The organism is Paenirhodobacter hankyongi, from assembly GCF_003664585.1.
In the GTDB taxonomy this organism is placed as follows: Bacteria; Pseudomonadota; Alphaproteobacteria; order Rhodobacterales; family Rhodobacteraceae; genus Rhodobacter; species Rhodobacter hankyongi.
In genome coordinates, this window is sequence record NZ_RCHI01000003.1 from 164,165 (window position 1) to 188,850 (window position 24,686).

A 24,686-nucleotide genomic window follows, 5' to 3' on the forward strand; every position below is an offset into this window, starting at 1 on the left:
GGACCCCCGAGGTATTTCGGGCAAGATGAAAGGGAGAGGGTCAGCATCGGCACACCCATGCGCCGTCACGCGCGAGCGGCATCTCCTCCGCGCCGGAGGCGACGAAGGCGGCCACGACCTCGGACCAGTCATGCCCGGTTGCCTCGGGCATGTCGGGGTAATCGAAGCTCAGATACTCGACCAGATGCGCCGGAACGTCGGGCTCGAGACTGGCCTTGTAGCGCGGGAAATGCTCCTGCACCGCACGCCAGTCGGCGAAGGTACGCTTCGTCAGCACCATCGCATCCTCGAGAAACACCAGCGTCAGCGCCGGTCCGGAAAGCTGCGCGGACATCAGTGCGCCACCCCGGCCGCGACCGATTCGTCGATGAAGCGGCCCTCGCGGAAGCGGTTCAGGCCAAAGCCCTCGGCCAAGGGCGAATGGCCCTTCGCCACCAGTTCCGCCATCGCCCAGCCCGAGCCCGGGATCGCCTTGAAGCCGCCGGTGCCCCAGCCGCAATCGACGAAGATGCCCTCGACCGGCGTCTTCGAGATGATCGGCGAATGGTCGCCGGTGATGTCGACGATCCCGCCCCATTGCCGCAGCATCTTGAGCCGCGACACCACCGGATAGGTCTCGACCAGGGCGCGGGTGGTCTCCTCGAGCGTGTACCACGAGCCGCGCTGCGTGTAGTTGTTGCAATGGTCGATGCCGCCGCCCAGCACCAGCTCGCCCTTGTCGGACTGGCTGATGTAGCAATGGACGAGGTTCGCCATGACGACGACGTCGATCACCGGTTTGATCGGTTCGGAAACCCAGGCCTGCAGCGCGACGGATTCGAGCGGCAGCCGGAAGCCCGCCATCTCGGCCAGAACGCCCGAGTGGCCGGCGACGACCATCGCGAGCTTGCCGCAGTCGATCGCGCCCTTGGTGGTGTCGATGCCCTGCACCTTGCCGTTCACCGTGCGGATGCCGGTGACCTCGCATTGCTGGATGATGTCCATCCCCATCGCCGAGCAGCCGCGGGCATAGCCCCAGGCGACGGCGTCGTGGCGCGCGGTGCCGCCGCGTTCCTGATAGAGCGCGCCCAGAACCGGATAGCGCGGCCCGTCGAGGTTGATGATCGGCACCAGCTCCTTCACCCGCTCGCGCGAGATCCACTCGGTCTGCACGCCCTGCAGGGCGTTGGCATAGACCGTGCGCTTGTAGCCGCGCATCTCGTGCTCGGACTGCGCCAGCATCAGAAGACCGCGCGGGCTGAACATGACGTTGTAGTTCAGATCCTGCGACAGGCCCTCGTAAAGCTGCAGCGCCTTCTCGAAGATCGCGGCCGAGGCATCCTGCAGATAGTTCGAGCGGATGATCGTGGTGTTGCGCCCGGTGTTGCCGCCGCCAAGCCAGCCCTTCTCGATCACCGCGACATTGGTGATGCCATGCACCTTGCCGAGGTAATAGGCGGTGGCAAGGCCATGCCCGCCCGCGCCCACGACCACCACGTCATAGCGCTTCTTCGGCTCGGGCGAGCGCCAGGCGCGCTCCCAGCCCGCGTGGTAGCGCAGCGCCTCGCGCGCCACCGCGAACATCGAATACCGTCTCATCGCGTTTCCTTCGCCCGTCGACTGTCCGAAAGCGGCGAGTCACTGCCGCCCTCCCCCACCTTGATGGACCCGCCCCTGTCGCGAAAGCCCCCCTCAAGCGGCATCGCAGGGAAAAAAGCGACATCGCCTCATGCGACACGGCGCCCCCTCACGCGCTTGTCTCTTTCGTGCCCCGGACACATCGCCTAAACGGGGGCGAGGATAGGAGACGCCATGCTGTTCTGGATACTCACCGCCGCCCTCGTGGCGATGATCGCCCTGCTGTTCGGTCTTGCGCTGCTGCGCCGGCACCCGGAGGAGGAGACCTCGACCGCGAGCTATGACGTGCAGGTCTATCGCGACCAGCTCTCCGATCTCGAGAAGGACCGCGCCCGCGGCGTGATCTCGCCCGAGGAGGCCGAGCGCACGAAGATCGAGATCTCGCGCCGGATGCTCGAGGCCGACCGGCAGGAGCGCGCCGGCAAGGAGCTGGGCCGGCGGGCGGGCGAGGCGCCGCGCGGCGCCACCCTTGCCGCCTTCGGTGTGGTGGTGGTGCTTCTGGGCGCGGCCTTCGCGGGCTATGCGGTGCTCGGCGCGCGCGGCTATGGCGACATGCCGATCCGCCAGCGTCTGGCCGAGGCCGACACCTCCTATGCCAGCCGCCCCTCGCAGGACGAGGCCGAGAAGCAGGCGGCCGCAAGCCGCGGCCCGGCCCCGGCGGTCGATCCGAAATTCGCCGAACTGATGGAAAAGCTGCGCCAGGCGGTGGCCGCGCGGCCGACCGACCTCGAAGGCCTGACCCTGCTTGCCCGCAACGAGATGGCGATGGGGAACTTCCGCGCCGGCTACGAGGCGCAGAAGCGGCTGATCGCGGCGAAGGGCGACGCGGCGACCGGCGAGGATTACGCCCAGCTTGGCGAGGACATGGTGGTCGCGGCGGGCGGACTTGTCACCCGCGACGCCGAGGCGGCCTTTGCCACCGCCCTCGACAAGGAGCCGAAGAACGGCCTCGCGCTTTACTACGTTGGGCTGATGATGGGGCAGAACGGCCGGCCCGACCGCGCCTTCCTGCTCTGGGACGGCCTGCTGCGCAACACCCCCGCCGAAGCGCCCTGGAACGCGCCGATCCGGGCGAATATCGAGGAACTCGCCTGGCTTGCGGGCGAGCAGAACTATACTCCGCCGGGCGCGCGCGGCCCCTCGGCCGCCGACATGGCGAATGCGGCGCAGATGACGCCCGAGGAGCGGATGCAGATGATCCGCGGCATGGTCGAGCAGCTGAACGACCGCCTCGCCTCCGAGGGCGGCCCGGTCGAGGATTGGGCAAAGCTCGTCTCCTCGCTCAGGATGCTGGGCGACACCGGGCGCGCCGATGCGATCGCGACCGAGGCACGGTCGAAATTCGTCTCCGACAAGGAGGCGCTCGCGAAGATCGATGCGGCGACCCAGGCACCGGTCGGTGCGGCGATGGGACCGATGGGCGGCGGCGCCGCGGCCGGGGCCCCGATGGCCGGCGCGATGCCGGGGCCGAGCGCCGAGGACGTGCAGAATGCCGCCGAGATGAGCCCCGAGGAGCGCCAGCAGATGATCCGCGGCATGGTCGACGGGCTGGTCGAACGGCTGACGACCGAGGGCGGCTCGGCGCAGGAATGGGCGCGCGCCGTGCGCTCGCTTGCGATGCTCGGCGACACGGGGCGCGCGAAGGAGATCTACGGCAAGGCGCAGGTGGCGCTCGCGGGCGATGCCGCGGCACTTGCCATGGTGCAGCAGGCGGCCGAAGCCGCGAAGGTGGCGCCGTGATCTGCGACACGATCGAGGCCTTCGCCACCGCCCTGCCCCGCGCCGGCGCCGTCGCCGGGCTCGACCTCGGCACGAAGACGATCGGGGTCGCGGTCTCGGACGGGCTGCGCTCGGTCGCGACGCCGCTGCGCACGATCCGGCGCGAGAAATTCACCCTCGATGCCGAGAAGCTGCTCGAGATCATCGCCGGGCGGGCGCTGACCGGCATCGTGCTCGGCCTGCCGCGCAACATGGACGGATCGGAGGGCCCGCGCTGCCAGTCGACCCGCGCCTTCGCGCGCAACCTCGAGAAACTGACGCCGCTGCCGATCACCTTCTGGGACGAGCGCCTCTCGACCGTCGCGGCCGAGCGCGCGATGCTCGAGGCGGATCTGTCGCGCCGCGCACGCGCCGAGCGCATCGACCATGTCGCGGCGGGGTTCATCCTGCAAGGCGCGCTCGACCGGCTCGGCTATCTCGGTCGCGCCGATGGCTGAGCGCGGGGCGATCGAAAGCCCCTGCCGCAAGCTCTGCGCGCTTCATCCCGAGACGAAAGTCTGCACCGGCTGCTTTCGCCGCCTCGAGGAGATCGGCCGCTGGGCGCGGATGACGCCCGCGGAACGGCGCGCGGTGATGGCCGATCTTCCCGCCCGCGCGCGCGCCTGGGACCTCGCGGATCAGGGGGGCGCCGCCCCCCGTCCTGCGGACTCCCCCCGGGATATTTGAGGCAATTGGAAGCGGAAGAGGCCCCTGCTTTCATCTTGGCCGAAATACCTCGGGGGTGAGCGGCCCTGGCCGCGAGGGGGCAGCGCCCCCTTGCCCCGGCCTCAGCGCGGCACTTCCTGCGCGATGATGCGCGCGATCTGGGCCACGTCGGCCTCGGCGAAGGTCAGCGGCAGGCGCAGGTCAAGCAGCGCCGCCACCACCCGGTCGGTGCGCGGCAGGCTTTGCACCGGGGCGTATTTCCAGCTGTCATAGCGCGAGGTGAAGCCCGCGGGCTCGGCCGGGCCGAACCATTTCAGCTCGACCCCGCGTGCGGCGAGCCGCGCGACGAGGGCGGCGATGCGCTCGGGGCCGTGGCCCGGCAGCAGGAATTGGAAGGACGAGCCGACATAGGCCTCGGCCTGCGGACGGGCGACGAGGCGCAGCCCCGCGACGCCCGCAAGCCCCGCCTCCATCACCCGGTAGAGCGCATTCCAGCGTGCGACCCGCTCGGGAAGCGTCGGGATCTGCGGGCGCAGCACCGCGGCGCGCAGATTGTCCATCCGCCCCGAGACATTCGGCGTGTCGTATTTCAGCCCCTCGAAATGGGCGGCGGGCGGCGCGGCGCGGTGGCGCGGGTAGAGCATGTAGCTGCCCGACAAGAGGATCATCCGCGCCATCAGGTCGGGATCGTCCGAGACGATCAGCCCGCCCTCGCCCGAGTTCATGTGCTTGTAGGTCTGCGTCGAATAGCAGCCGATGGCACCGTGGCGCCCGGACGGCACCCCCGCCCAGGAAGCCCCCATCGTATGGGCGCAATCCTCGATCACGGTCAGGTCGTGGGCGCGGGCGATCTCCATCAGCCGGTCCATGTCGCAGATATGGCCGCGCATGTGGCTGAGCATCAAGACCCGCGCCTGATCCGCCTTGGCGGCGAGATCGTCGAGGTCGATCACCAGATCCTCGGTCACCTCGACGAAGACCGGCACCGCGCCAAGCGAGGCGATCGCCCCCGGCACCGGGGCCAGGGTGAAGCCGTTCGTCAACACCGTGTCGCCGGGTCTCACCCCCACCGCGCGCAGCGCGCAGCCAAGCGCATAGCCACCCGAGGCGACTGCGAGGCAGTATTTCGACCCGATCGCCGCGGCGAATTCTTCTTCGAGGAGGGCGGCCTCGCCCGCCTCGCCGGGCACGGTGTTGTAGCGGTGCAGCCGCCCGGTGCGCAGCACCGCGACCGCGGCCTCGATCGCCGCCTCGGGGATCGGCTCCTGCTGGGTGAAGTTTCCGGTGAAGATCTCGTCCATGTCCGCCTCAGATCCTGTGGCGTCGCATCAGCCCCGCGAACAGCCCGAGCGGCACGACAAGCACCGCCGCCGCGGTGAAGAAGGCCGCGTCCGGGCTGCGCCAGGGCGCGGCGCCCGACAGGAAATAGCCGAAGATCCAGGTGAAGAACAGCGTGCCCAGCAGCATCGCGAGGCTCATCAGCGCCGAGATGCCGCCCTGCAGCGCGCCCTGCGCGTCCTCGGGCACGGCGCGCGACATCAGCGCGCTCATCATCGGATGCACGAAGCCCTCGGGCGCGTGCAGCAGCAGCAGCACCAGTACCACGCCAAGCCCGGGCGCAAGCCCGTAGCCCAGGCAGACGACCGCCGCGACGAACAGGCCGAAGAGCGCCACCCGCGCCTCGCCCCAGCGGGCGACCGCGGGGCCGACGAGCGTCGCCTGCGCGAGCGCCATCACGCCGCCAAAGCCCGCAAGACTGATGCCCACGGTGAATTCGGACCAGCCGAATTTCGCGATCCCCCAGAACGACCAGATCGCCGGATAGACCGCCGAGCCGAAGAAATAGAGGAAGACCACCGCCGCCATCGGCAAGACGCCACGGTAGCGCGCGAAGACGGTCAGCACACCGAGCGGGTTCGCCTCGCGCCAGACGAAGGCGCGGCGCTTCTCGGGCGCGAGGGTCTCGGGCAGCGCGATCAGGCCGAAGACGAAATTCGCCAGCGCCAGCCCCGCCGCCACCCAGAACGGCACCCGCGTGCCGAGCGTGCCGAGCATGCCGCCCAGCCCCGGCCCGAGCACGAAGCCCAGCCCGAAGGCCGCCCCCATCAGGCCGAAGACGCGGGCGCGGTTCTCGGGTGTCGAGACATCGGCAAGGCAGGCATTGGCGATCACGAAGGAGGCACCGCAGCCGCCGGCGATGATCCGCCCGACGAACAGCCAGCCGAGGCTGGGCGCCAGCGCATGCAGCACATAGTCAAGCCCGAGCCCGCCCACGGCCAGAAGCAGAAGCGGCCGCCGCCCGATCCGGTCGGAGAGCGCGCCGAGCATCGGCGCCAGCAGGAACTGGGCGAGCGAATAGACGGCAAACAGCGCCCCACCGATGGTGGCGGCATCGCCCAGCCCGATATGGCCCACCTCCTCGATCAGTCGCGGCATGACCGGCAGGATCAGCCCGAGACCGACCATGTCGATGAAGACCACGGCAAGGGCGAAGAGGGTGGCACGACGGGCGGCGGCGGGGGCCGGCGCAGAGGCGGAAACGGCGGTCATCGGAAAACTCGTTCAGACTATCAAACGCGCGCTGAGCGCAGGAAGATCGCGGTAATAGTCAAGGAGCGCCTCGGGCGCAAGCCGGGCGATCCCCGTCCCCTCGGGGCCGAAGGTGACCAGCACGCAGGGCACCCCCGCGGCGCGCGCGGTCTCGCGGTCGGTCGCGGTGTCACCGACAAGGAGCGACCGCGCCACGCTGCCCCCGGCGCCGGCGACGGCCGCGGCATAGGGCGCGGGGTCGGGCTTGCGCACCGGCAGCGTATCAGCGCCGATCAGCGCATCGAAGAGCCCCGCGATGCCCAGATCGGCGACAAGCCGCCGGGCCAGCCCCTCGGGCTTGTTGGTGCAGATCGCGGTGGCGAACCCCGCGCTGCGCAGCGCCTCGACCGCCTCGGCGGCGCCCGGGTAGAGGCGGGTGCTTTCGCAGATATTCGCGCCATAATGGGCCAGAAGCGGCGCATAATCGGCCTCGGTCAGGGCCTCGGCCTCGGGGTGGCCGATCCGGCCATAGCCAAGCCGCAGCATCGCGCGCCCGCCGTGAAAGGCGGTCAGCGCATCGGCGCCCGCATCGAGCAGATCGCCCAGCCCGCGGGCGCGAAAGCAGGCATTCGCCGCCGCGATCAGGTCGGCCGAGGTGTCGGCCAGCGTGCCGTCTAGATCGAAAACCACCGTGCGCATTCCTGCCTCCTTCTCGTAACACCGCGAAAGAGAGCGTGAAGAGCACGGACTTGCGGCGGGGCAAGCTATGGGTAAAACGGGGACGAGCAGAAGAAAAGGCACTCTCATGGCCATTGCGCTGATCGTTCTCGCCGCGGGACAGGGCACCCGCATGAATTCCGAACTGCCGAAGGTGCTGCACCGGCTGGGCGCGACGCCGCTGGTCGCCCATGCGCTGGCCGCGGGCCGCGCACTCGAACCCGAGCGGGTGATCGTCGTCGCGGGCCATGGCGCCGAGGCGGTGACGAAGGCGGTGGCCAAGCTCGACCCCGAGGCCGAGGTCGTGCTGCAGGAAGAACAGCTGGGCACCGGCCACGCCGTGGCGCAGGCCCTGCCCGCGCTTGCGGGCTTCGAGGGCCGGGTGATCGTGCTCTACGGCGACACCCCCTTCATCCGTCCCGAGACGCTCGAGGCGCTGGCCGCAAGCCCCGCCGATGTCACCGTGCTGGGCTTCGAGGCGGCCGATCCCGGGCGCTATGGCCGGCTGGTGGCGCAGGGTGCGACGCTCGAGCGGATCGTCGAGTTCAAGGACGCGACCGAGGCCGAACGGGCGATCACCCTGTGCAACTCGGGGGTTCTCGCCTGTGACGCCGCGGTGCTGGCCCGCCTTGTCGCGGGGCTCGGCAATGACAATGCGGCGGGCGAATACTACCTGACCGACGTCGTCGCCGCGGCGCGCGCCGAGGGGCTTTCGGCCGAGGTCGTGACCTGCCCCGAGGCCGAGACGCTGGGCATCAACACCCGCGCCGAACTCGCGCGCGCCGAGGCGCTCTTCCAGGCCCGGATGCGCGCCGAGGCGCAGGAGAACGGCGTCACGATGACCGATCCGGCGACGGTCTGGTTCGCGCTTGATACCTATATCGGCCGCGACGTGGTGCTGGGCCCGAACATCGTCTTCGGCCCCGGCGTCACCATCGAGAGCGGCGCCACGATCGAGGCCTTCTGCCATCTCGAGGGCTGTCACATCTCGCGCGGCGCCACCATCGGCCCCTTCGCGCGGCTGCGCCCGGGCGCGGAACTGGCCGAGGATGTGCATGTCGGCAACTTCGTCGAGGTGAAGAACTCGATCCTCGGCGAGGGGGTGAAGGTCGGCCACCTGACCTATCTGGGCGATGCCGACGTCGGCGAGGGCACCAACATCGGCGCGGGCACCGTGACCTGCAATTACGACGGCGTGTTCAAGCACCGCACCACCATCGGCGCGAATGTCTTCATCGGCTCCGACACGATGCTGGTCGCCCCGGTGACGGTGGGTGACGGCGCGCTGACCGCCTCGGGCTCGGTCATCACCAATGACGTGGCCCCGGGCGCGCTGGCCCTTGGCCGCGCCAAGCAGGTGTCGAAACCGGGCCTTGCCACGAAATTGTTCGAGCGCCTCCGGGCGCAAAAAGCCAGCCTGAAGAAAGGCGCGTAAATGTGCGGGATCATTGGTGTTCTTGGCAGTCACGAAGTGGCGCCGCTGCTGGTGGAAAGCCTCAAGCGGCTGGAATATCGCGGCTATGACTCGGCGGGCATCGCCACGGTGAACGGCGGCCGGCTCGACCGGCGCCGCGCCGTGGGCAAGCTGGTGAACCTCTCCGACCTGCTGGTGCACGAACCGCTCGCCGGCAAGGCCGGCATCGGCCACACCCGCTGGGCGACGCATGGCGCGGCAACGGTGGGCAATGCCCACCCGCACCGCTCGGGCCCGGTTGCGGTGGTCCACAACGGCATCATCGAGAACTTCCGCGAACTGCGCGAGGAAGCCGCCGCCGCCGGCCTGACCGCCGAGACCCAGACCGACACCGAGACCGTCGCGCTCATCACCCGGATGTTCATCGACCGCGGCCTGCCCCCGCGCGAGGCCGCCGTCGCGACGCTGAAGAAGCTCGAGGGCGCCTTCGCGCTGCTGTGGATCTTCGAGGGCGAGGACGACCTGCTGATCGCCGCGCGCAAGGGCTCGCCGCTCGCCATCGGCCATGGCGACGGCGAGATGTTCGTCGGCTCGGACGCGATCGCGCTGGCCCCGCTCACCGACCGCATCACCTATCTGGCCGAGGGCGATTATGCCTTCGTCACCCGCAAGGGCGCCGAGATCTTTGACGCCGAGGGCCGCCGCGCGAACCGCGACGAGACCCGCATCGACCTTGGCGCCACCCGCGTCGAAAAGGGCGGCTACAAGCATTTCATGGCGAAGGAAATCGCCGAACAGCCGGTGGTGCTCGGCGATGCGCTGCGCCACTATCTGGGCGAAGATGCCGTCAACCTGCCGGAAACGCTCGATTTCACCGGGCTCGACCGGCTGACGCTCGTCGCCTGCGGCACCGCCTTCTACGCCTGCACCGTGGCGAAATACTGGTTCGAGAGCCTCGCCGGCCTGCCCTGCGAGATCGACGTGGCGTCCGAGTTCCGCTATCGCGAGCCGCCGCTGCCGGAAAACAGCTTCGCCGTCTTCGTCAGCCAGTCGGGCGAGACCGCCGACACCCTCGCCGCGCTGCGCTATTGCGCCGAGAAGGTGCGCAAGACCGTCGCCGTGGTGAATGTCGCCACCTCCTCGATCGCACGCGAATGCGATGTGGCGCTGCCGATCCTGGCCGGCGTCGAAGTGGGCGTCGCCTCGACCAAGGCCTTCACCTGCCAGCTGCTGGTGCTGGCGGTGATGGCGCTGAAGGCGGGCGTCGACCGCGGCCGGATCGGGCCCGAGGCGCTGGCCGCGCATCTGGAGGCGCTGCGGTCGCTGCCCGGCCTGATGAACGCCGCACTGGCGACCTCCGAGCCGATCGTGAAGCTCGCCGAGCGGCTGGCCGAGGCGCAGGACATCCTGTTCCTCGGTCGCGGCCCGATGTTCCCGCTGGCCCTCGAAGGCGCGCTGAAGCTCAAGGAAATCAGCTATATCCACGCCGAGGGCTATGCCTCGGGCGAGCTCAAGCACGGCCCGATCGCGCTGATTGACCGGACCGTCCCGGTGATCGTGATGGCGCCGCATGACCGGCTCTTCGACAAGACCGTGTCGAACATGCAGGAGGTGATGGCGCGCCACGGCATGGTGCTGCTGATCTCGGATGCGAAGGGCATCGCCGAGGCGGCGGAGGGCACCTGGGCGACGCTGAAGATGCCCGCCGTGGCCGAGCCCTTCGCGCCGATCCTCTATGCGCTGCCGGCGCAGCTGCTGGCCTATCACACCGCCATCGCCAAGGGCACGGATGTGGACCAGCCGCGCAACCTGGCGAAATCCGTGACGGTGGAGTGATGGGGCGCAGCCGCAAGCCGAAACTGATCCGTCAGGGGCCCGAGCGCGAGATGACCGCCGAGGAGGCGCAGCTGGCCGCCGAGGCCGCGGCCTATGCCGCCTCGGACGCCGCCTATGAGCAATACGCCGAGCCGGAGGCGGCCGAAGACCTCGGCCCGCCGCCCGGTGTCGCGGATGCGATCGCGGCACTCGAGGCCTGCGGCGATGCCGGCCGCGCAGAGGGCGCCGCGGCCTATCACAAGGCAGAGCGCCGCTATCTGGGCGTGCCGGTGCCGCTGATCGAGGATTGCGCGCGGCTGTGGCGGGCCCAGGCGACGCTCGACGAACGCCTCGCCCTCGCCCAGGGGCTGTGGGACAGCAACATCCACGAGGCGATGATCGCCGCGGCGAAGCTGCTGACCCAGGCCCGGATGCGCCCCGACGAGGCCGCCTGGGAGATGATCGCCGGCTGGGCCGAGGGGTTCGACGCCTGGGCGGTGGCCGACACCGCCTGCGCCGCGGGGGCGCGTCGCCTGATCGCCGATCCCGCCCGGCTCGACCGGGTCGAGCGCTGGATCGACAGCCCCAACATGTGGACCCGCCGCGCGGCGCTGGTGATCACCCTGCCCTTCACCAAGTCGAACCATCCCACCGCCGAAGAGGCCGCGATCCGCGAGCGTGTGCTCGGCTGGGCCGCGCGGCTGGCGCCCGAGCGCGACTGGTTCATCCAGAAGGCAATCGGCTGGTGGCTGCGGGAACTCGCGAAACACGACGCGCCCCGCGTGCGCGCCTGGCTCGCGGCGCAGGGCGACATGCTCAAGCCCTTCGCACGCAAGGAAGCGGCGAGATACCTCTAGGGCTCAGGCGACCTTCGTCGCCTGCCCCTTGCCCGCCGCCCATTCCCGCACCGCATCGCCGAAGGCGGTGAAGAGCGGGCGCGAGACCGGATCGGCCTCGGCATTCCATTCGGGATGCCATTGCACCGCCAGGGTGAAGCCCGGCGCATCGCGCACCCAGATCGCCTCGGGCGTGCCATCCTCTGCCCGCCCCTCGATCACCACCCGCGGTCCCGGTTCGGCAATGCCCTGCCCGTGCAGCGTGTTGGTCATCACCTCGCTCGCACCGAACAGCCGCGCAAACCGCCCGCCCGGCGTCAGCTTCACCCGGTGGCGCAGCGCAAAGGCCTCCTCGAGCGTGCCCTCGGGCGGCATCCGGTGGTTCATCCGCCCGGGCAGCTCGCGAATCTCGGGATAGAGCGTGCCGCCCAAGGCGACGTTCACCTCCTGAAAGCCGCGACAGATCCCCAGGAACGGTTGGCCGCGCTCGACGCAGGCGCGCACCAGCGGCAGGGTGATCGCATCGCGGGCGCGGTCGAAGGTGCCGTGCTTCTCGGTCGCCTCCTCGCCATATTCGTTCGGGTGCACATTCGGTCTCCCGCCGGTGAGCAGGAATCCGTCACAGACCTCGAGCAGCTCCTCGACCGACAGATAGGCCGGGTCGGCCGGGATCAGCAGCGGGATGCACTGTGCCACATGGCTCACCGCGCAGGAGTTCATCTGCCCGCCTTCGTGCACGGGATAGCGCCCGTTTAGCAGGCCGCGATTGCCGATGATGCCGACAACTGGTCTCGTCATGATGAAACTCCCTTCGCGGAAAAAGCTAGTCGGTCCCGCCGCGCCGGAAAAGACGCATCACCGCGCAGGGGCTGTGCATCCGGGAAATCCACCCCGTTGCCGGGCAAAAACCGGCCCCCTGCTTTCTCCTTGCCCGAAATACCTCGGGGGCGAGGGGGCAGCGCCCCCTCTCCCTCCGTGGGGCTCAGCCGCCCGCCTTCACCTGGGCGCGGCGCGCGTGCAGCACCGGCTCGGTATAGCCCGAGGGCTGCACCGAACCGAGGAAGACGAGATCGCAGGCCGCCTGGAAGGCAAGCCCGTCATAGCCCGGCGCCATCGGCCGATAGGCCGGATCGCCGGCGTTCTGCCGGTCGACCACCGCCGCCATCTTGCGCAGCGCCTCCATCACCCGGCCCTCGCTGACCACGCCATGGTGCAGCCAGTTCGCCAGCGCCTGGCTGGAGATCCGGCAGGTGGCGCGGTCTTCCATCAGGCCGACGTCGTGGATGTCGGGCACCTTCGAGCAGCCCACCCCCTGATCGACCCAGCGCACGACATAGCCAAGGATGCCCTGCGCGTTGTTCTCGATCTCGTCGGTGATCTCGGCCTCGGAATAGTTCCGCCCGGCCGCCAGCGGGATCGTCAGCAGATCCTCGAGCCGGCCGGGACGGTTCATCGCCGCGATCTCGCGCTGGCGCGCCGTCACGTCGATGCGGTGGTAATGCGTCGCGTGCAGCGTCGCGGCAGTCGGGCTCGGCACCCAGGCGCAGTTCGCGCCGGCGCTCGGATGACCGATCTTCTGCGCCAGCATGTCGGCCATCTTGTCGGGCGCCGCCCACATGCCCTTGCCGATCTGCGCCTTGCCCGCGAGCCCGCAGCGCAGGCCGATATCGACGTTGCGGTCCTCATAGGCCTGGATCCAGGGCTGAGACTTCATCTCGCCCTTCCTCAGCATCGGCCCCGCCTCCATCGAGGTGTGGATCTCGTCGCCGGTGCGGTCGAGGAAGCCGGTGTTGATGAAGGCCACCCGATGCGTCGCGGCGCGGATGCATTCCTTCAGGTTGACCGAGGTGCGCCGCTCCTCGTCCATGATGCCGAGCTTGACGGTGTGACGCGGCAGGCCCAGCACCTCCTCGACCCGGTCGAAGATCTCGGCGGCGAAGGCCACTTCCTCGGGCCCGTGCATCTTCGGCTTGACCACATAGACCGAGCCGGTGACCGAGTTGCGCGCCCCCGTCTCCTTCTTCAGGTCGTGCATCGCGCACAGAACCGTCACCATCGCGTCCATCAGCCCCTCGAAGGCCTCGGTGCCGTCACGGGTCAGGATCGCGGGGGTGGTCATCAGATGGCCCACGTTGCGCACCAGCATCAGCGCCCGGCCCTTCAGCGTGAAATCGATGCCGTCCGGGTCGACGAAGCTCAGGTCCGGGTTCAGCGCCCGGGTGAAGGTTGCAGCCCCCTTCGTCACCTCCTCGGCCAGCGTGCCCTGCATCAGGCCCAGCCAGTTCGCATAGGCCAGAACCTTGTCCTCGGCATCGACGCAGGCGACCGAATCCTCGCAATCCATGATCGAGGAAATCGCCGCCTCCATCCGCACGTCGCTGATGCCGGCGGGATCGGTCTTGCCGATCGGGTGGGCGGGGTCGATGTCGACGATGACATGCAGCCCGTTGTGCTTGAGCACCACCGAGACCGGCGCGCCCGCCTCGCCGGCAAAGCCCGTGAATTGCGCCGGGCCGCGCAGACCGGTCTCTTCCGAGGTCTCGGCGAAGAGCCCGCCATCCTCGACCCAGAGCCGCGTGACCGCGGCCCAGCTGCCGGCGACCAGCGGGAAGCTCTGGTCGAGGAAGTCCTTTGCCCAGGCGATCACCTGCGCGCCGCGCGCCGGATCATAGCCCTTGGCGACCGGCGCCGCGCCGAGCGCATCGGTGCCGTAAAGCGCATCGTAAAGCGAGCCCCAGCGCGCATTCGCCGCGTTCAGCGCATAGCGCGCATTGGTGATCGGCACGACCAGCTGCGGGCCGCAGATGCTGGCGAATTCCGGATCGGTCGTCGCGGTCTCGATGGCGAAATCCTCGCCCTCGGGCACGATATAGCCGATTTCCTCGAGGAAGGCGCGATAGGCCACCGCGTCATGGCCCTTGCCACGGTGGTGCAGATGCCAGTCGTCGATCTTCGACTGGATCGCCTCGCGCTTGTCCAGAAGCGCACGGTTCTTCGGGCCAAGTTCGTGCAGCAGCGCCGAGAAGCCCGCCCAGAACCGCGCCGGATCGATCCCGGTGCCGGGCAGCGCCCGTTCCTCGACGAAGGCGGCCAGCTCCGCCGCCACCTGCAACCCTTCGCGTTCCACCCGTGCCGTCATTCTGGCCTCCTTCTTTGCGCGTCACCTTTTGCCACGCCCCGCCCCCCTGTCCAGCGAAAATGCCGTGACCTCCGCGCTTCCGCGAGGTCTGGCCGATCCCCCTGCACAGGCTCGGCCGGATCGTGCCGGATTGCCGGGCAGCGCGGCAACCGCCCGCCCCGCCGCCCGCCCCCTTGCCCCTGCCGGCCCCGGGGCCTAGCTTTGGCGCCAATTGCGGAGGCAGACTTTCCATGGACGGCACCACCTATCTTTCCGACTATCGCCCCTATCCCTTCACCCTGAGCACGGTCTCGCTGACCTTCCGGCTGGCGCCGCGCGCGACGCGGGTCACGGCGCGGCTGGCGCTGGCCCCGCGCGCGGCGGGGGCGCCGCTGCATCTCGACGGCGAGGAGCTGAAGCTGATCTCGCTCGCCCTCGACGGGGCGGCGCTCGCGCCAGCCGATTACCTTCTCACCGAGACCGGCCTGACCATCCACCCCGCCGCCCTGCCCGAAGGCCCCTTCACCCTCGAGACCGAGGTCGAGATCGCGCCCGAGGCGAACACCGCGCTCGAAGGGCTCTACATGTCGAAGGGCATGTATTGCACGCAATGCGAGGCCGAGGGCTTCCGCAAGATCACCTTCTATCCCGACCGCCCCGACGTGATGGCGCGCTTCCACGTGCGGATCGAGGGCGAGGCACCGGTGCTTTTGTCGAACGGCAACCCGGTCGGCGCGGGCAAGGGCTGGGCCGAATGGGACGACCCCTGGCCGAAGCCCGCCTATCTCTTCGCCCTCGTCGCGGGCGAACTCGTGGCGACGAGTGGCACCTTCACCACGATGTCGGGGCGCAAGGCCGATCTGAACGTCTGGGTCCGCCCGGGCGACGAGGACCGCACCGACTATGCGCTTGGCGCGATCCAGCGCTCGATGAAATGGGACGAGGAGGCGTTCGGGCGCGAATACGACCTCGATGTCTTCAACCTTGTCGCGGTCGATGACTTCAACATGGGCGCGATGGAGAACAAGGGGCTGAACATCTTCAACTCCAAGCTCGTCCTCGCCTCGCCCGAGACCGCGACCGACCTCGATTACGAGCGCATCGAGGGGGTGATCGGCCACGAGTATTTCCACAACTGGACCGGCGACCGCATCACCTGCCGCGACTGGTTCCAGCTGTGCCTGAAGGAAGGGCTGACCGTCTTCCGCGACCAGTCCTTCACCTCGGACATGCGGCTTGGCGCGGTGAAGCGGATCGAGGACGTGATCGCGCTGCGCGCGCGCCAGTTCCGCGAGGATGCCGGCCCCCTCGCCCATCCGCCGCGCCCCGATCATTACCGCGAGATCAACAACTTCTACACCTCGACCGTCTATGAAAAGGGCGCCGAGGTGGTGCGGATGCTGCAGACTCTGCTGGGGCCTGACGGGTTCCGCGCGGCGATGGATCTCTATTTCGAGCGCCACGACGGCCAGGCCTGCACCATCGAGGACTGGATCAAGGTGTTCGAGGATGCCTCGGGCCGCGATCTGGGCCAGTTCAAGCGCTGGTACACCGACGCCGGCACGCCGCATCTGACGGTGACCGAGACCTTCGAGAACGGCACCTACACGCTCGAGTTCACGCAGGACACGAAGCCGACCCCGGGTCAGGCCGAGAAACCGCCGCGGCTGATCCCGATTGCCGTCGGGCTGATCGGCCCGAATGGCGACGAGGTGGTGCCGACCCGCGTGCTCGAGATGACCGAGGCGCGGCAGAGCTTTGCCTTCGAGGGGCTCGGCGCGAAGCCGGTGCCCTCGATCCTGCGCGGCTTCTCGGCGCCCGTCGTGCTGGAGCGCCAGACCTCGCCCGCCGAGCAGGCCTTCCTGCTGGCGAACGACACCGACCCGTTCAACCGCTGGGAGGCCGGTCGCAGCCTGGCGCGCGAGACGCTGATCGCGATGACCACGGGCGCGGCGCCCGATGTCGAATATCTCGACGCCGTGGGCGGGCTGATCGCCGACGAGAGCGCCGACCCGGCCTTCCGCGCCCTCGTGCTGCGCCTGCCCACCGAGGACGAGATCGCCCAGGCGATCGCCGCGTCCGGCAAGGTCGCCGATCCCGACGCGATCCATGCCGCGCGCGAGGCGCTGATGCAGGCGCTGGCGGCGCGTCACGAGGCCACGCTTGCCGCGACCTTCGACGCCTGCGCCCTGCCCGGCGCCTATCGGCCCGAGGCGGCCGATGCCGGGCGGCGGTCGCTGCGCCTGGCCTGTCTGGCGCTCTTGGGCACACTCGATGGCGGAGCGCGGGCGGCGGCGCTCTTCGACAGTGCGACCAACATGACCGAGAGCCTTGGCGCGCTTGGCCTTCTGGTGGCGCAGGGCAAGGGCGAGGCGGCGCTTGCCACCTTCCGCGCCCGCTGGCAGGAGAATGCGCTGGTGATGGACAAGTGGTTTACCACCCAGCTCGCGCTCTGCCCGCCTGCCGAGGCCGCCGACCGCGCGGCGCGGCTGGCCGAGGACCCGCTCTTCACCTGGAAGAACCCGAACCGCTTCCGCGCGCTGATGGGCGGGCTGTCGGCCAACCACGCGGGCTTCCACCGCGCCGATGGCGCGGGCTATCGCTTCTATGCCGACTGGCTGATCCGGCTCGATCCGGTGAACCCGCAGACCGCGGCGCGGATGTCGACCGCCTTCGAGACCCGCGCGCGCTATGACGCGGGGCGGCAGGCGAAGATCCGCGCCGAGCTCGAACGGATCGCGGCGGTCGAGGGGCTGAGCCGGGATCTGAGCGAGATGACGGCGCGGTTGCTGGGCTAAACGAGAAAGAGGGGGCGCATTCGATGGGAATGCGTCTCATCCTCTTTTGCGCTGCGCGCAAAATTCACCCCCTGGATATTGCGGGCAATTGGAAGCTGAAGGCCGGGGCTTTTCGGGGCCCTGGGCTCAGCGGATGCGGCGGGTGATGCGCGCGGCCTGACGGGCACGCTTGACTGCGGCGCGCATGTCCTGCGCCGCCTTGCGCTCGGCCGGCGTCATCCGGGCCGCGGGCTTGCCCTTGCCGGCCGCAAGCTGGGTGCCCTTGCGGATGCCGAAATTCATCAGCTTCTGCATCACCATCCGGATCACCATGTTGATCAGCTGGTTCATGTTCATCGCGTCACTCCTCCTCGAAGAGTTCGGTCTGGCCGGTGATTTCCTCGTCTTCCTCATCGGTGCCCGGCATCGGCCGGCTGTCAAGCAGCCCGGCCGCGCGCAGCTCCTTCAGCCCGGGCAGGTCGCGCGCGCTTTCGAGGCCGAAATGGTCGAGGAAGGTCTCGGTCACCACGAAGGTCACCGGGCGCCCCGGGCTCATCCGGCGCCGGCCGAAGCGGATCCAGTCGAGTTCCAGAAGCTGGTCGATGGTGCCGCGCGACACCGCCACACCGCGGATCTCCTCGATCTCCGCGCGGGTGACGGGCTGGTGATAGGCGACGATGGCGAGGGTCTCGATCGCGGCGCGGCTGAGCTTCTTCTGCTCGACCGTCTCCTTCTGCATCAGGAAGCCGAGATCGGGCGCGGTGCGGAAGGCCCAGGCGTCGCCGACCCTGACCACATGCACCCCCCGCCCCTCGTAGCGGCGGCGCAGATAGGCGAGCGCCTCGGCCGCGTCGCAGCCATGCGGCATCCGCGCCTCCATCTCGCGCAGGGTCACGGGCTCGGGCGCGGCGAAGAGGATCGCCTCGACCATCCGTTCCTGCTCGGCGATCGGCGGCGCCTCGAACAGCGATTTCTCCTGCGGTGTCCCGGTCATCCCTGCCTCGGCGTGGTTCTTGCGCGGATCGAAATCGGCGCGAAGGTCTCTCGTTGACGGATCTCGATCCGGCCCTGTTTCGCCAGCTCGAGCGAGGCCGCGAAGGTGGCGGCGGCGGCGGTGCGGCGCCGCTTCGGGTCAAGCTGCCATCCCTCGGGCAGATAGTGCATGAGGTCGGTCCAGTCCACCACCTCGCCAAGGATCGGGCGCAGCCGCTCTAGCGCCTGCTCCATCGTCATCAGGTCCTTGCGGTCGAAGGCATAGGGGCGGAACTCGTCGCGGGTGCGGATCCGGGCATAGGCCTGCATCAGCTCGAGAAGCGAGGCGGTATAGGTCACGCGCCGCACCCGCTCGACGCTTTCCTCCTCGCCGCGGGCGAAGAAGTCGCGACCGAGCTGGTCGCGCGCCATCAGCTTTGCCGCCGCCTCGCGCATCGCCGAGAGGCGTTCGAGCTGGAAGGCGAGGTGCGCGGCAAGGTCTTCGGCCGAGGGGCCGTCGGCCGTCGGGTCGGGCGGCAGCAGCAGGCGCGATTTCAGGAAGGCGAGCCAGGCCGCCATCACCAGATAATCGGCCGCAAGCTCGATCCGCAGCGCCTTCGCCTCCTCGACGAAACGCAGGTATTGCTCGGCCAGCTGCAAGACCGAGATCCTGCGCAGATCGACCTTTTGCGTGCGCGAAAGCATCAAGAGAAGGTCGAGCGGCCCTTCGAAGCCGTCGACATCGACGATCAGCGCCTCGGCGGCCAGCCGCTCGGAAACGCTCGTCGCCTCGAACAGGTGGATCGGATCCTCAGCCATGTGCCGTGCCGCCCAGCAAAGCCTCAAGCTCGGCTTCAAGGGCGCGGATGTCAACGGGCTCGGGCGGCAGGCGCCGGGAAAGCGCCGCCTCGGCACGGGCGGCGGCGGCGGGCGACAGCCGGCCGGCGGCGGCAACCGCGGGCTCCATCCCGGCCCGGTCGCCCTTGCAATGCAGCACGAGGTCACAGCCCGCCGCGATCGAGGCGGCGGCACGCTCGCCCATGCTGCCCGCCAGCGCCTCCATGCCGATGTCGTCGGTCATCAGGAGGCCGTCGAAACCGATCTCGTCGCGAATGAGCCCGATCATCCGCGACGATTGCGTCGCCGGCGCATCGTCAAAGGCGGTGAAGCGGATATGGGCGGTCATCCCCATCGGCAGGTCGGCGAGCGCCCGGAAGGGCGCGAAATCGGTCTCGGCCAGCTCGGCCGCAGGGGCGTCGACCACCGGCAGATGCAGGTGGCTGTCGGCCTCGGCCCGGCCATGGCCCGGCATGTGCTTCATCACCGGCAGCACGCCGCCGGCAAGGAACCCCTCGGCGGTGGCGCGGGCATTGGCGATCACCGTCGCGGGGTCGGTGCCGAAGCAGCGGTTGCGCAGGAACGGGTGCGTGCGCGGGCCGGCGATGTCACAGGTCGGCGCGCAATTCGCGTCGATGCCAAGCGCGCGCAGCTCGTCCGCCATGATCCGCGCCCGCAGCCAGAAGCTGCGCGGGGCGGCGGCACCGGCGGCAAGGGCCTGATCGAGCGGCGGCAGCCATTCGCGCCAGTGCGGCGCGCGCAGCCGCTGCACCCGCCCGCCCTCCTGGTCGATCAGGATCGGCGCCTCGCGGCCGACGGCGGCGCGCAGATCGCCGGTCAGGCGGCGGATCTGCTCGGGCGTCTCGACATTGCGGCCAAAGAGGATGAAGCCCCACGGGTCCGCCTCGCGGAAGAAGGCGGCCTCGTCGCGGTCAAGCTGCGCGCCGGCGCAGCCAAGGATCGTCGCTCCGCTCGCCATCAGCGCGCCAGCGTCGGGATGCAGTTCGCACCCTCGGCGACGAGGGCCGCACAGAAGCGGCGCGCCTCGTCGACATTGCCGAAGCCCGCGACGCGCAGGCGCCAGAAATCGCGCCCGCCGGAGGTCGCCTTCTGCACGATGCGCTGCTTGCCATCAAGCAGCGGGTCGAAGCGGGCGGCGATGCGGTCCCATTCCTTGCGTGCGATCTCGGGGCTGTCGAAGGCGCCGATCTGCACCACGCGCGTGCCCTCGGCCAGCTTCGCCGGCTCGACCTCGGTCACGGCCCTGGGCTTCGCCGTCGGGCGGTTGCCCGGGGTGTCGCTCGCCGCGGCGCTGGCGACAAGATCCTTCGCCGGGCGCTTCATTGGCCGCGGCGAGCGGGCGACGCCGGGCACCGTCTTCGGGATCACCGCGCTGGCGGATGGGGCCGGTGCGGCGGCGGGCTTGGCGGCAGGCGGGATCACGGCGGCGGGCGCGGCAACACCCGCGACGATATCCGCTTCCGCAGCCTCGGCGGCCGGATCGGGCACCGCCTCGGCATCGATCGCGACGGCGCTGCCCTCGGGCAGCTCGGCCACCGGCGCGGCGGCCGGCACCGGGTCTTCCGGCGCGGCGGCACGCGCCGGCCGCGTCACATCGGGCAGCGGGCGCAGCGCCGACATCGGGCCGTCGTCATCGGTCAGTCGCTCCGGATCGGGGGCAAGCACCACGCGCTCGGGCGCGGGCGCGGCAAGGCCGGTGCCCGCAACCTCGTTCACCGACAGACCGACATGGCGGGCCAGATCGCCGCCCGGATCCTCGGGCGCGATGCGGGCGGGGCCTTCGAGCGCGCGGATCACCGGCACCCCCGAGACATCGCGCACCGCCAGCCTGTAGCCCCATACCACGACCCCGAGGATCAGCGCGATCGAGGTCGCGGCACCGGCATATTGCACCCAGCGGGAGACCGGCTCGGCAATGCCATGCGGGGCGCCGGGCTCGTGCCCGCCGCCCTCATAGCCATATCCGCCGCTGTCGCGGTCGTAATTGCTTGCCATGCTCGCCTCGCCGCCGGTTCACCCGGCATGTTGCCTCTCCCGGCGCGGCGCGCTTCAGCGCATCTCTTCCGCCGGGGTCACGCCAAGAATACCAAGACCGGCCGAAATGACAACGGCACAGGCCCGGGCAAGGGCGATTTTCGCCGATGTGGCGGCGGCGTCGCCCTCCTGCACGAAGCGCAGCGAGGTCTCGTCATTGCCGCGATTCCACAGCGCATGCAGGTCCGAGGCGATCTCGTAGAGGTAGAAGGCGATGCGGTGCGGCTCGTTCGCGCGCGCCGCGATCTCGACCAGACGCGGCCATTCGGCGATCTTCTTCGCCAGCACCAGCTCCGCCTCGTGGGTGTTGCCCGAGAGGTCCGCCGCGGCCAGCGCCGCATCCGAGACGTCAAAGCCCAGCTCGCGCGCCTTGCGCAGCACCGAGGAGACCCGGGCATGGGCATATTGCACGTAGAAGACCGGGTTGTCCTTCGACTGCTCGAGCACCTTGTCGAAGTCGAAATCGAGCGCCGCGTCGTTCTTGCGGGTCAGCATGTGGAAGCGGGTGACGTCGGCGCCGGCCTGTTCGACCACGTCGCGCAGGGTGACAAAGGTGCCCGCGCGCTTCGACATCTTGAAGGGCTCGCCATTCTTGAACAGCTTCACCAGCTGGATCAGCTTGATGTCGAGCGAGACCTTGTTCTCGCTCAGCGCCGCGACCGCCGCCTTCATCCGCTTCACATAGCCGCCGTGGTCGGCGCCGAAGACGTCGATCAGCTGTTCGAAGCCGCGCTCGATCTTCGTCCAGTGATAGGCGATGTCGGGGGCGAAATAGGTCCAGCTGCCATCCGACTTCTTCACCGGCCGGTCGACGTCATCGCCGAACTGGGTGGAACGGAAGAGGGTCTGCTCGCGCTCCTCCCAATCCTCGGGCAGCTTGCCCTTCGGCGGTTCGAGCACGCCCTCGTAGATCAGCCCGAGATCCTCGAGCCGCTTCAGCGCGCCCTCGATCTTGCCGGTGCCGTAAAGCGCCTTTTCCGAGGAATAGACATCCATCTTCACGTTCAGAAGCGCCAGATCCTCGCGGATCATCGCCATCATCTCGGCGGTGGCGAATTCGCGCACATCGGCGAGCCAGACCTCCTCGGGCTTGTTCAGCAGGCTGTCGCCATACTTGGCCTTCAGCGCCTCGCCGACCGGGATCAGGTAATCGCCCGGATAAAGCCCCTCGCGGATCTCGGGCTCGAGCCCGTTCGCCTCGCGGTAGCGCTCGAAGGCCGAGCGCGCGAGCACGTTCACCTGCGCGCCGCCGTCGTTGATGTAATATTCGCGCGTCACGTCATAGCCTGCGAAGGCCAGAAGGGCCGCGAGCGCATCGCCGAAGACCGCGCCGCGGGTATGGCCCACATGCATCGGCCCGGTCGGGTTCGCCGAGACGAATTCGACGTTGACCTTGATCCCCTGCCCGAGGTCCGAACGGCCATAGGCGGTGCCCTCGGCCAGAACGGCCCGCGTGACGTCGGCCCAGACGGCGGGCGCGAGACGCAGGTTCAGGAACCCGGGCCCGGCGACCTCGGCCGCACTCACCCGCGGATCGGCAGCCAGTTTCGCGGCGAGCGCATCGGCGATCTCGCGCGGCTTCTTGCCTGCGGCCTTTGCCAGCACCATCGCGGCGTTCGTCGCCATGTCGCCATGCGCGGCATCTCGCGGCGGCTCCACCGTCACGGCGGCGAAGTCGAGCCCTTCGGGCAGCGTGCCCTCGGCGGTCATCTGGTCCAGCGCGGCGATCACGCCCGCGCGCATCTCGGCAAACAGGTTCATTTTCAGGTTTCCTCTGTTGCCTCTTCCCCTGCCAGAGCCCGCGCGCGCCGTCAACCGCCGCCCCCGCAGCCCCGCCCCGCAAAGGACGCATTTTTCGTGCAGTTTGTTGACCTTTCCCGCGCTTTGCAGTAGGGGGTTTTCAGCCGCACCCCGGCGGCTCTCGCCCGGGACGCCCGGAGATTTGCGTCCCCCCCCACCGCGTGAAGCGATCACGCCGCAAGGACGCAAATGACGAAGTTTTCTGAACTGAACCTTGATCCCAATGTGCTGAAGGCCGTCGCAGAGGCGGGCTACGAGGCGCCGACGCCGATTCAGGAGGGGGCGATCCCTCCCGCGCTCGAGGGCAAGGACGTGCTGGGCATCGCCCAGACCGGCACGGGCAAGACCGCCTCCTTCACCCTGCCGATGCTCACCCGCCTCGCCACCGGCCGCGCCCGCGCCCGGATGCCGCGCTCGCTGGTGCTGGCGCCGACGCGCGAACTGGCGGCGCAGGTGGCCGAGAACTTCGACCTTTACGCGAAATACACCAAGCTGACGAAGGCGCTGTTGATCGGCGGCGTGTCCTTCGCCGAGCAGGACAAGCTCATCGACCGGGGCGTCGACGTGCTGATCGCCACGCCCGGCCGTCTGCTTGACCATTTCGAGCGCGGCAAGCTGCTGCTCACCGGCGTGCAGATCATGGTCGTCGACGAGGCCGACCGGATGCTCGACATGGGCTTCATCCCGGATATCGAGCGGATCTTCCAGCTCACCCCCTTCACCCGGCAGACGCTGTTCTTCTCGGCCACCATGGCGCCCGAGATCGAGCGCATCACCAACACCTTCCTGCACGCGCCCGCCCGCGTCGAGGTGGCGCGCCAGGCGACGACCTCGGAAACCATCACGCAGAAGCTGGTCGAGATCGTGCCGCCGCGCAAGGACCAGACCGCCAAGGCCAAGCGCGAGCTCTTGCGCGCGCTGATCGAGGCCGAGGGCGAGGCCTGCACCAACGCGATCATCTTCTGCAACCGCAAGTCGGATGTGGACATCGTCGCGAAATCGCTGAAATCGCACGGTTTCGATGCCGCTCCGATCCACGGCGATCTTGAGCAGAGCGTGCGCACGAAGACGCTTGATGCGTTCCGCGACGGCAAGCTGCAACTGCTCGTCGCCTCCGACGTCGCCGCGCGCGGGCTCGACATTCCGGCGGTCAGCCACGTCTTCAACTATGACCTGCCGAGCCATGCCGAGGATTACGTCCACCGCATCGGCCGCACCGGCCGCGCCGGCCGTCTGGGCACCGCCTATTCGATCGCGACGCCGTCGGACGAGAAATACCTCGGCGCCATCGAGCATCTGGTGAAGATCACCATTCCGCGCGCCGAGGCGCCCGAGGGCTTCACGCTGAGCGATGCCACGCATCGCGAGCCGAAAGTCTACGAGGAAAAGGACGGCCGGTCCTCGGCCCGCGGGGGTTCGCGCACGCGCACCCGCTCGCGCTCGCGCGATCGCGACCGTGACGAGGCCCGCCCCGTCGTCATCGCCGAGCCGGTGGTCGAGGCCGTCGTCGAGGCCCCGGTGGCCGAGGCGCCGAAGCGCGAGGAACGCCGCGACGAGCGTCGGGATGAGCGTCGCGACGACCGCCGCGAGCGGGATCGTTCGCGCCCGCGCGACCGCGACACCGGGCCCGTCGTCGTCGGCATGGGCGATCACGTCCCCGACTTCCTGCTGCGCCCCTTCCGCCCCTCGAAACCGGCGACGGTGACCGAGGAGGTCGAGGAAACCTCGGAAGGCTGATCCCTTCCACAGCGCGAAAACACAAGACCCCGGGCCAT

At 69.4% G+C, this 24,686-nt stretch carries 21 protein-coding genes; 8 read left to right on the plus strand and 13 right to left on the minus strand.

What is annotated here, in order from left to right:
- Window positions 1–40: 40 nt before the first annotated feature.
- Both DYS74_RS04340 and DYS74_RS04345 read right to left on the minus strand, forming a co-directional pair.
- Window positions 41–334, minus strand: a complete 294-nt coding sequence (locus tag DYS74_RS04340) for a hypothetical protein (RefSeq protein ID WP_121531296.1) — start codon at window positions 332–334, stop codon at window positions 41–43.
- A complete protein-coding gene (locus tag DYS74_RS04345; RefSeq protein ID WP_121531298.1) occupies window positions 334–1,578 on the minus strand; it encodes a sarcosine oxidase subunit beta family protein in 1,245 nt (414 codons plus the stop codon). The genes DYS74_RS04340 and DYS74_RS04345 overlap by 1 nt, the downstream gene beginning before the upstream one ends.
- A gap of 213 nt (window positions 1,579–1,791) precedes the next feature.
- Here DYS74_RS04345 and ccmI point away from each other — a divergent pair, with 213 nt between their 5' ends.
- From ccmI to DYS74_RS04360, 3 genes are read left to right on the plus strand one after another with little or no spacing between them, the layout of a single operon-like run.
- A complete protein-coding gene (gene ccmI / locus DYS74_RS04350; RefSeq protein ID WP_245965191.1) occupies window positions 1,792–3,357 on the plus strand; it encodes a c-type cytochrome biogenesis protein CcmI in 1,566 nt (521 codons plus the stop codon).
- Complete coding sequence (gene ruvX / locus DYS74_RS04355) at window positions 3,354–3,833, plus strand: Holliday junction resolvase RuvX (RefSeq protein ID WP_121531300.1); 480 nt, start codon at window positions 3,354–3,356, stop codon at window positions 3,831–3,833. The genes ccmI and ruvX overlap by 4 nt, the downstream gene beginning before the upstream one ends.
- Window positions 3,826–4,062 (plus strand): DUF1289 domain-containing protein, encoded by a 237-nt coding sequence (locus DYS74_RS04360; RefSeq protein WP_121531302.1) that lies wholly within the window; start codon window positions 3,826–3,828, stop codon window positions 4,060–4,062. Before ruvX ends, DYS74_RS04360 begins: the two co-directional genes overlap by 8 nt.
- A 101-nt stretch (window positions 4,063–4,163) precedes the next feature.
- Here DYS74_RS04360 and DYS74_RS04365 read toward each other — a convergent pair whose 3' ends face one another.
- From DYS74_RS04365 to DYS74_RS04375, 3 genes are read right to left on the minus strand one after another with little or no spacing between them, the layout of a single operon-like run.
- Entirely contained in the window at window positions 4,164–5,342 is a 1,179-nt protein-coding gene (locus DYS74_RS04365) for a DegT/DnrJ/EryC1/StrS family aminotransferase (RefSeq protein WP_121531304.1), read from the minus strand.
- A 7-nt stretch (window positions 5,343–5,349) separates the two neighbouring features.
- Entirely contained in the window at window positions 5,350–6,591 is a 1,242-nt protein-coding gene (locus DYS74_RS04370) for an MFS transporter (RefSeq protein ID WP_121531306.1), read from the minus strand.
- Window positions 6,592–6,603: 12 nt separating this feature from the next.
- Entirely contained in the window at window positions 6,604–7,269 is a 666-nt protein-coding gene (locus DYS74_RS04375; RefSeq protein ID WP_121531308.1) for an HAD-IA family hydrolase, read from the minus strand.
- A gap of 106 nt (window positions 7,270–7,375) precedes the next feature.
- Between DYS74_RS04375 and glmU the strand changes: the two genes are divergently transcribed.
- The 3 genes from glmU to DYS74_RS04390 are packed head-to-tail and all read left to right on the plus strand — an operon-like array spanning window position 7,376 to window position 11,373.
- On the plus strand, window positions 7,376–8,722 hold the full coding sequence (glmU, locus tag DYS74_RS04380) for a bifunctional UDP-N-acetylglucosamine diphosphorylase/glucosamine-1-phosphate N-acetyltransferase GlmU (RefSeq protein WP_121531310.1): 1,347 nt from the start codon (window positions 7,376–7,378) through the stop codon (window positions 8,720–8,722).
- Window positions 8,723–10,537: a glutamine--fructose-6-phosphate transaminase (isomerizing) gene (gene glmS / locus DYS74_RS04385; protein ID WP_121531312.1), complete on the plus strand. Its 1,815-nt coding sequence runs from the start codon at window positions 8,723–8,725 to the stop codon at window positions 10,535–10,537.
- Window positions 10,537–11,373: a DNA alkylation repair protein gene (locus DYS74_RS04390; protein ID WP_342769153.1), complete on the plus strand. Its 837-nt coding sequence runs from the start codon at window positions 10,537–10,539 to the stop codon at window positions 11,371–11,373. Before glmS ends, DYS74_RS04390 begins: the two co-directional genes overlap by 1 nt.
- Window positions 11,374–11,376: 3 nt before the next feature.
- Here DYS74_RS04390 and DYS74_RS04395 read toward each other — a convergent pair whose 3' ends face one another.
- Both DYS74_RS04395 and DYS74_RS04400 read right to left on the minus strand, forming a co-directional pair.
- Complete coding sequence (locus tag DYS74_RS04395; RefSeq protein WP_121531314.1) at window positions 11,377–12,150, minus strand: gamma-glutamyl-gamma-aminobutyrate hydrolase family protein; 774 nt, start codon at window positions 12,148–12,150, stop codon at window positions 11,377–11,379.
- Window positions 12,151–12,334: 184 nt separating this feature from the next.
- Window positions 12,335–14,491, minus strand: coding sequence for a malate synthase G (locus DYS74_RS04400; protein WP_121531315.1), 2,157 nt, complete (start codon window positions 14,489–14,491; stop codon window positions 12,335–12,337).
- A 230-nt stretch (window positions 14,492–14,721) separates the two neighbouring features.
- On the opposite strand from DYS74_RS04400, the gene pepN reads away from it, so the two are divergent.
- Complete coding sequence (pepN, locus tag DYS74_RS04405; RefSeq protein WP_121531317.1) at window positions 14,722–17,268, plus strand: aminopeptidase N; 2,547 nt, start codon at window positions 14,722–14,724, stop codon at window positions 17,266–17,268.
- A 126-nt stretch (window positions 17,269–17,394) separates the two neighbouring features.
- Here the strand turns inward: pepN and DYS74_RS04410 are convergent, their stop codons facing one another.
- From DYS74_RS04410 to argS, 6 genes are read right to left on the minus strand one after another with little or no spacing between them, the layout of a single operon-like run.
- Window positions 17,395–17,604, minus strand: a complete 210-nt coding sequence (locus tag DYS74_RS04410; protein WP_121531319.1) for a hypothetical protein — start codon at window positions 17,602–17,604, stop codon at window positions 17,395–17,397.
- 4 nt (window positions 17,605–17,608) lie between these two features.
- A complete protein-coding gene (scpB, locus tag DYS74_RS04415; RefSeq protein ID WP_121531321.1) occupies window positions 17,609–18,241 on the minus strand; it encodes an SMC-Scp complex subunit ScpB in 633 nt (210 codons plus the stop codon).
- Entirely contained in the window at window positions 18,238–19,038 is an 801-nt protein-coding gene (locus DYS74_RS04420; protein WP_121531323.1) for a segregation and condensation protein A, read from the minus strand. The genes scpB and DYS74_RS04420 overlap by 4 nt, the downstream gene beginning before the upstream one ends.
- Complete coding sequence (nagZ, locus tag DYS74_RS04425; RefSeq protein WP_121531325.1) at window positions 19,031–20,035, minus strand: beta-N-acetylhexosaminidase; 1,005 nt, start codon at window positions 20,033–20,035, stop codon at window positions 19,031–19,033. Before nagZ ends, DYS74_RS04420 begins: the two co-directional genes overlap by 8 nt.
- A complete protein-coding gene (locus tag DYS74_RS04430; protein ID WP_121531327.1) occupies window positions 20,035–21,072 on the minus strand; it encodes an SPOR domain-containing protein in 1,038 nt (345 codons plus the stop codon). Before DYS74_RS04430 ends, nagZ begins: the two co-directional genes overlap by 1 nt.
- Window positions 21,073–21,126: 54 nt before the next feature.
- A complete protein-coding gene (gene argS, locus DYS74_RS04435; protein WP_121531329.1) occupies window positions 21,127–22,872 on the minus strand; it encodes an arginine--tRNA ligase in 1,746 nt (581 codons plus the stop codon).
- Window positions 22,873–23,100: 228 nt separating this feature from the next.
- Here argS and DYS74_RS04440 point away from each other — a divergent pair, with 228 nt between their 5' ends.
- Window positions 23,101–24,648 carry a DEAD/DEAH box helicase gene (locus tag DYS74_RS04440; protein WP_121531331.1) on the plus strand — a complete coding sequence of 516 codons (1,548 nt, stop codon included), beginning with the start codon at window positions 23,101–23,103 and terminating at the stop codon, window positions 24,646–24,648.
- Window positions 24,649–24,686: the final 38 nt, after the last annotated feature.

Coding starts and splice junctions, on each gene's coding strand:
- DYS74_RS04340 (WP_121531296.1), bottom strand. CDS start 334: ATGTCCGCGCAGCTTTCCGGACCGGCGCTGACGCTGGTGTTTCTCGAG.
- DYS74_RS04345 (WP_121531298.1), bottom strand. CDS start 1,578: ATGAGACGGTATTCGATGTTCGCGGTGGCGCGCGAGGCGCTGCGCTAC.
- ccmI (WP_245965191.1), top strand. CDS start 1,792: ATGCTGTTCTGGATACTCACCGCCGCCCTCGTGGCGATGATCGCCCTG.
- DYS74_RS04360 (WP_121531302.1), top strand. CDS start 3,826: ATGGCTGAGCGCGGGGCGATCGAAAGCCCCTGCCGCAAGCTCTGCGCG.
- DYS74_RS04365 (WP_121531304.1), bottom strand. CDS start 5,342: ATGGACGAGATCTTCACCGGAAACTTCACCCAGCAGGAGCCGATCCCC.
- DYS74_RS04370 (WP_121531306.1), bottom strand. CDS start 6,591: ATGACCGCCGTTTCCGCCTCTGCGCCGGCCCCCGCCGCCGCCCGTCGT.
- DYS74_RS04375 (WP_121531308.1), bottom strand. CDS start 7,269: ATGCGCACGGTGGTTTTCGATCTAGACGGCACGCTGGCCGACACCTCG.
- glmU (WP_121531310.1), top strand. CDS start 7,376: ATGGCCATTGCGCTGATCGTTCTCGCCGCGGGACAGGGCACCCGCATG.
- glmS (WP_121531312.1), top strand. CDS start 8,723: ATGTGCGGGATCATTGGTGTTCTTGGCAGTCACGAAGTGGCGCCGCTG.
- DYS74_RS04390 (WP_342769153.1), top strand. CDS start 10,537: ATGGGGCGCAGCCGCAAGCCGAAACTGATCCGTCAGGGGCCCGAGCGC.
- DYS74_RS04395 (WP_121531314.1), bottom strand. CDS start 12,150: ATGACGAGACCAGTTGTCGGCATCATCGGCAATCGCGGCCTGCTAAAC.
- DYS74_RS04400 (WP_121531315.1), bottom strand. CDS start 14,491: ATGACGGCACGGGTGGAACGCGAAGGGTTGCAGGTGGCGGCGGAGCTG.
- pepN (WP_121531317.1), top strand. CDS start 14,722: ATGGACGGCACCACCTATCTTTCCGACTATCGCCCCTATCCCTTCACC.
- DYS74_RS04410 (WP_121531319.1), bottom strand. CDS start 17,604: ATGAACATGAACCAGCTGATCAACATGGTGATCCGGATGGTGATGCAG.
- scpB (WP_121531321.1), bottom strand. CDS start 18,241: ATGACCGGGACACCGCAGGAGAAATCGCTGTTCGAGGCGCCGCCGATC.
- DYS74_RS04420 (WP_121531323.1), bottom strand. CDS start 19,038: ATGGCTGAGGATCCGATCCACCTGTTCGAGGCGACGAGCGTTTCCGAG.
- nagZ (WP_121531325.1), bottom strand. CDS start 20,035: ATGGCGAGCGGAGCGACGATCCTTGGCTGCGCCGGCGCGCAGCTTGAC.
- DYS74_RS04430 (WP_121531327.1), bottom strand. CDS start 21,072: ATGGCAAGCAATTACGACCGCGACAGCGGCGGATATGGCTATGAGGGC.
- argS (WP_121531329.1), bottom strand. CDS start 22,872: ATGAACCTGTTTGCCGAGATGCGCGCGGGCGTGATCGCCGCGCTGGAC.
- DYS74_RS04440 (WP_121531331.1), top strand. CDS start 23,101: ATGACGAAGTTTTCTGAACTGAACCTTGATCCCAATGTGCTGAAGGCC.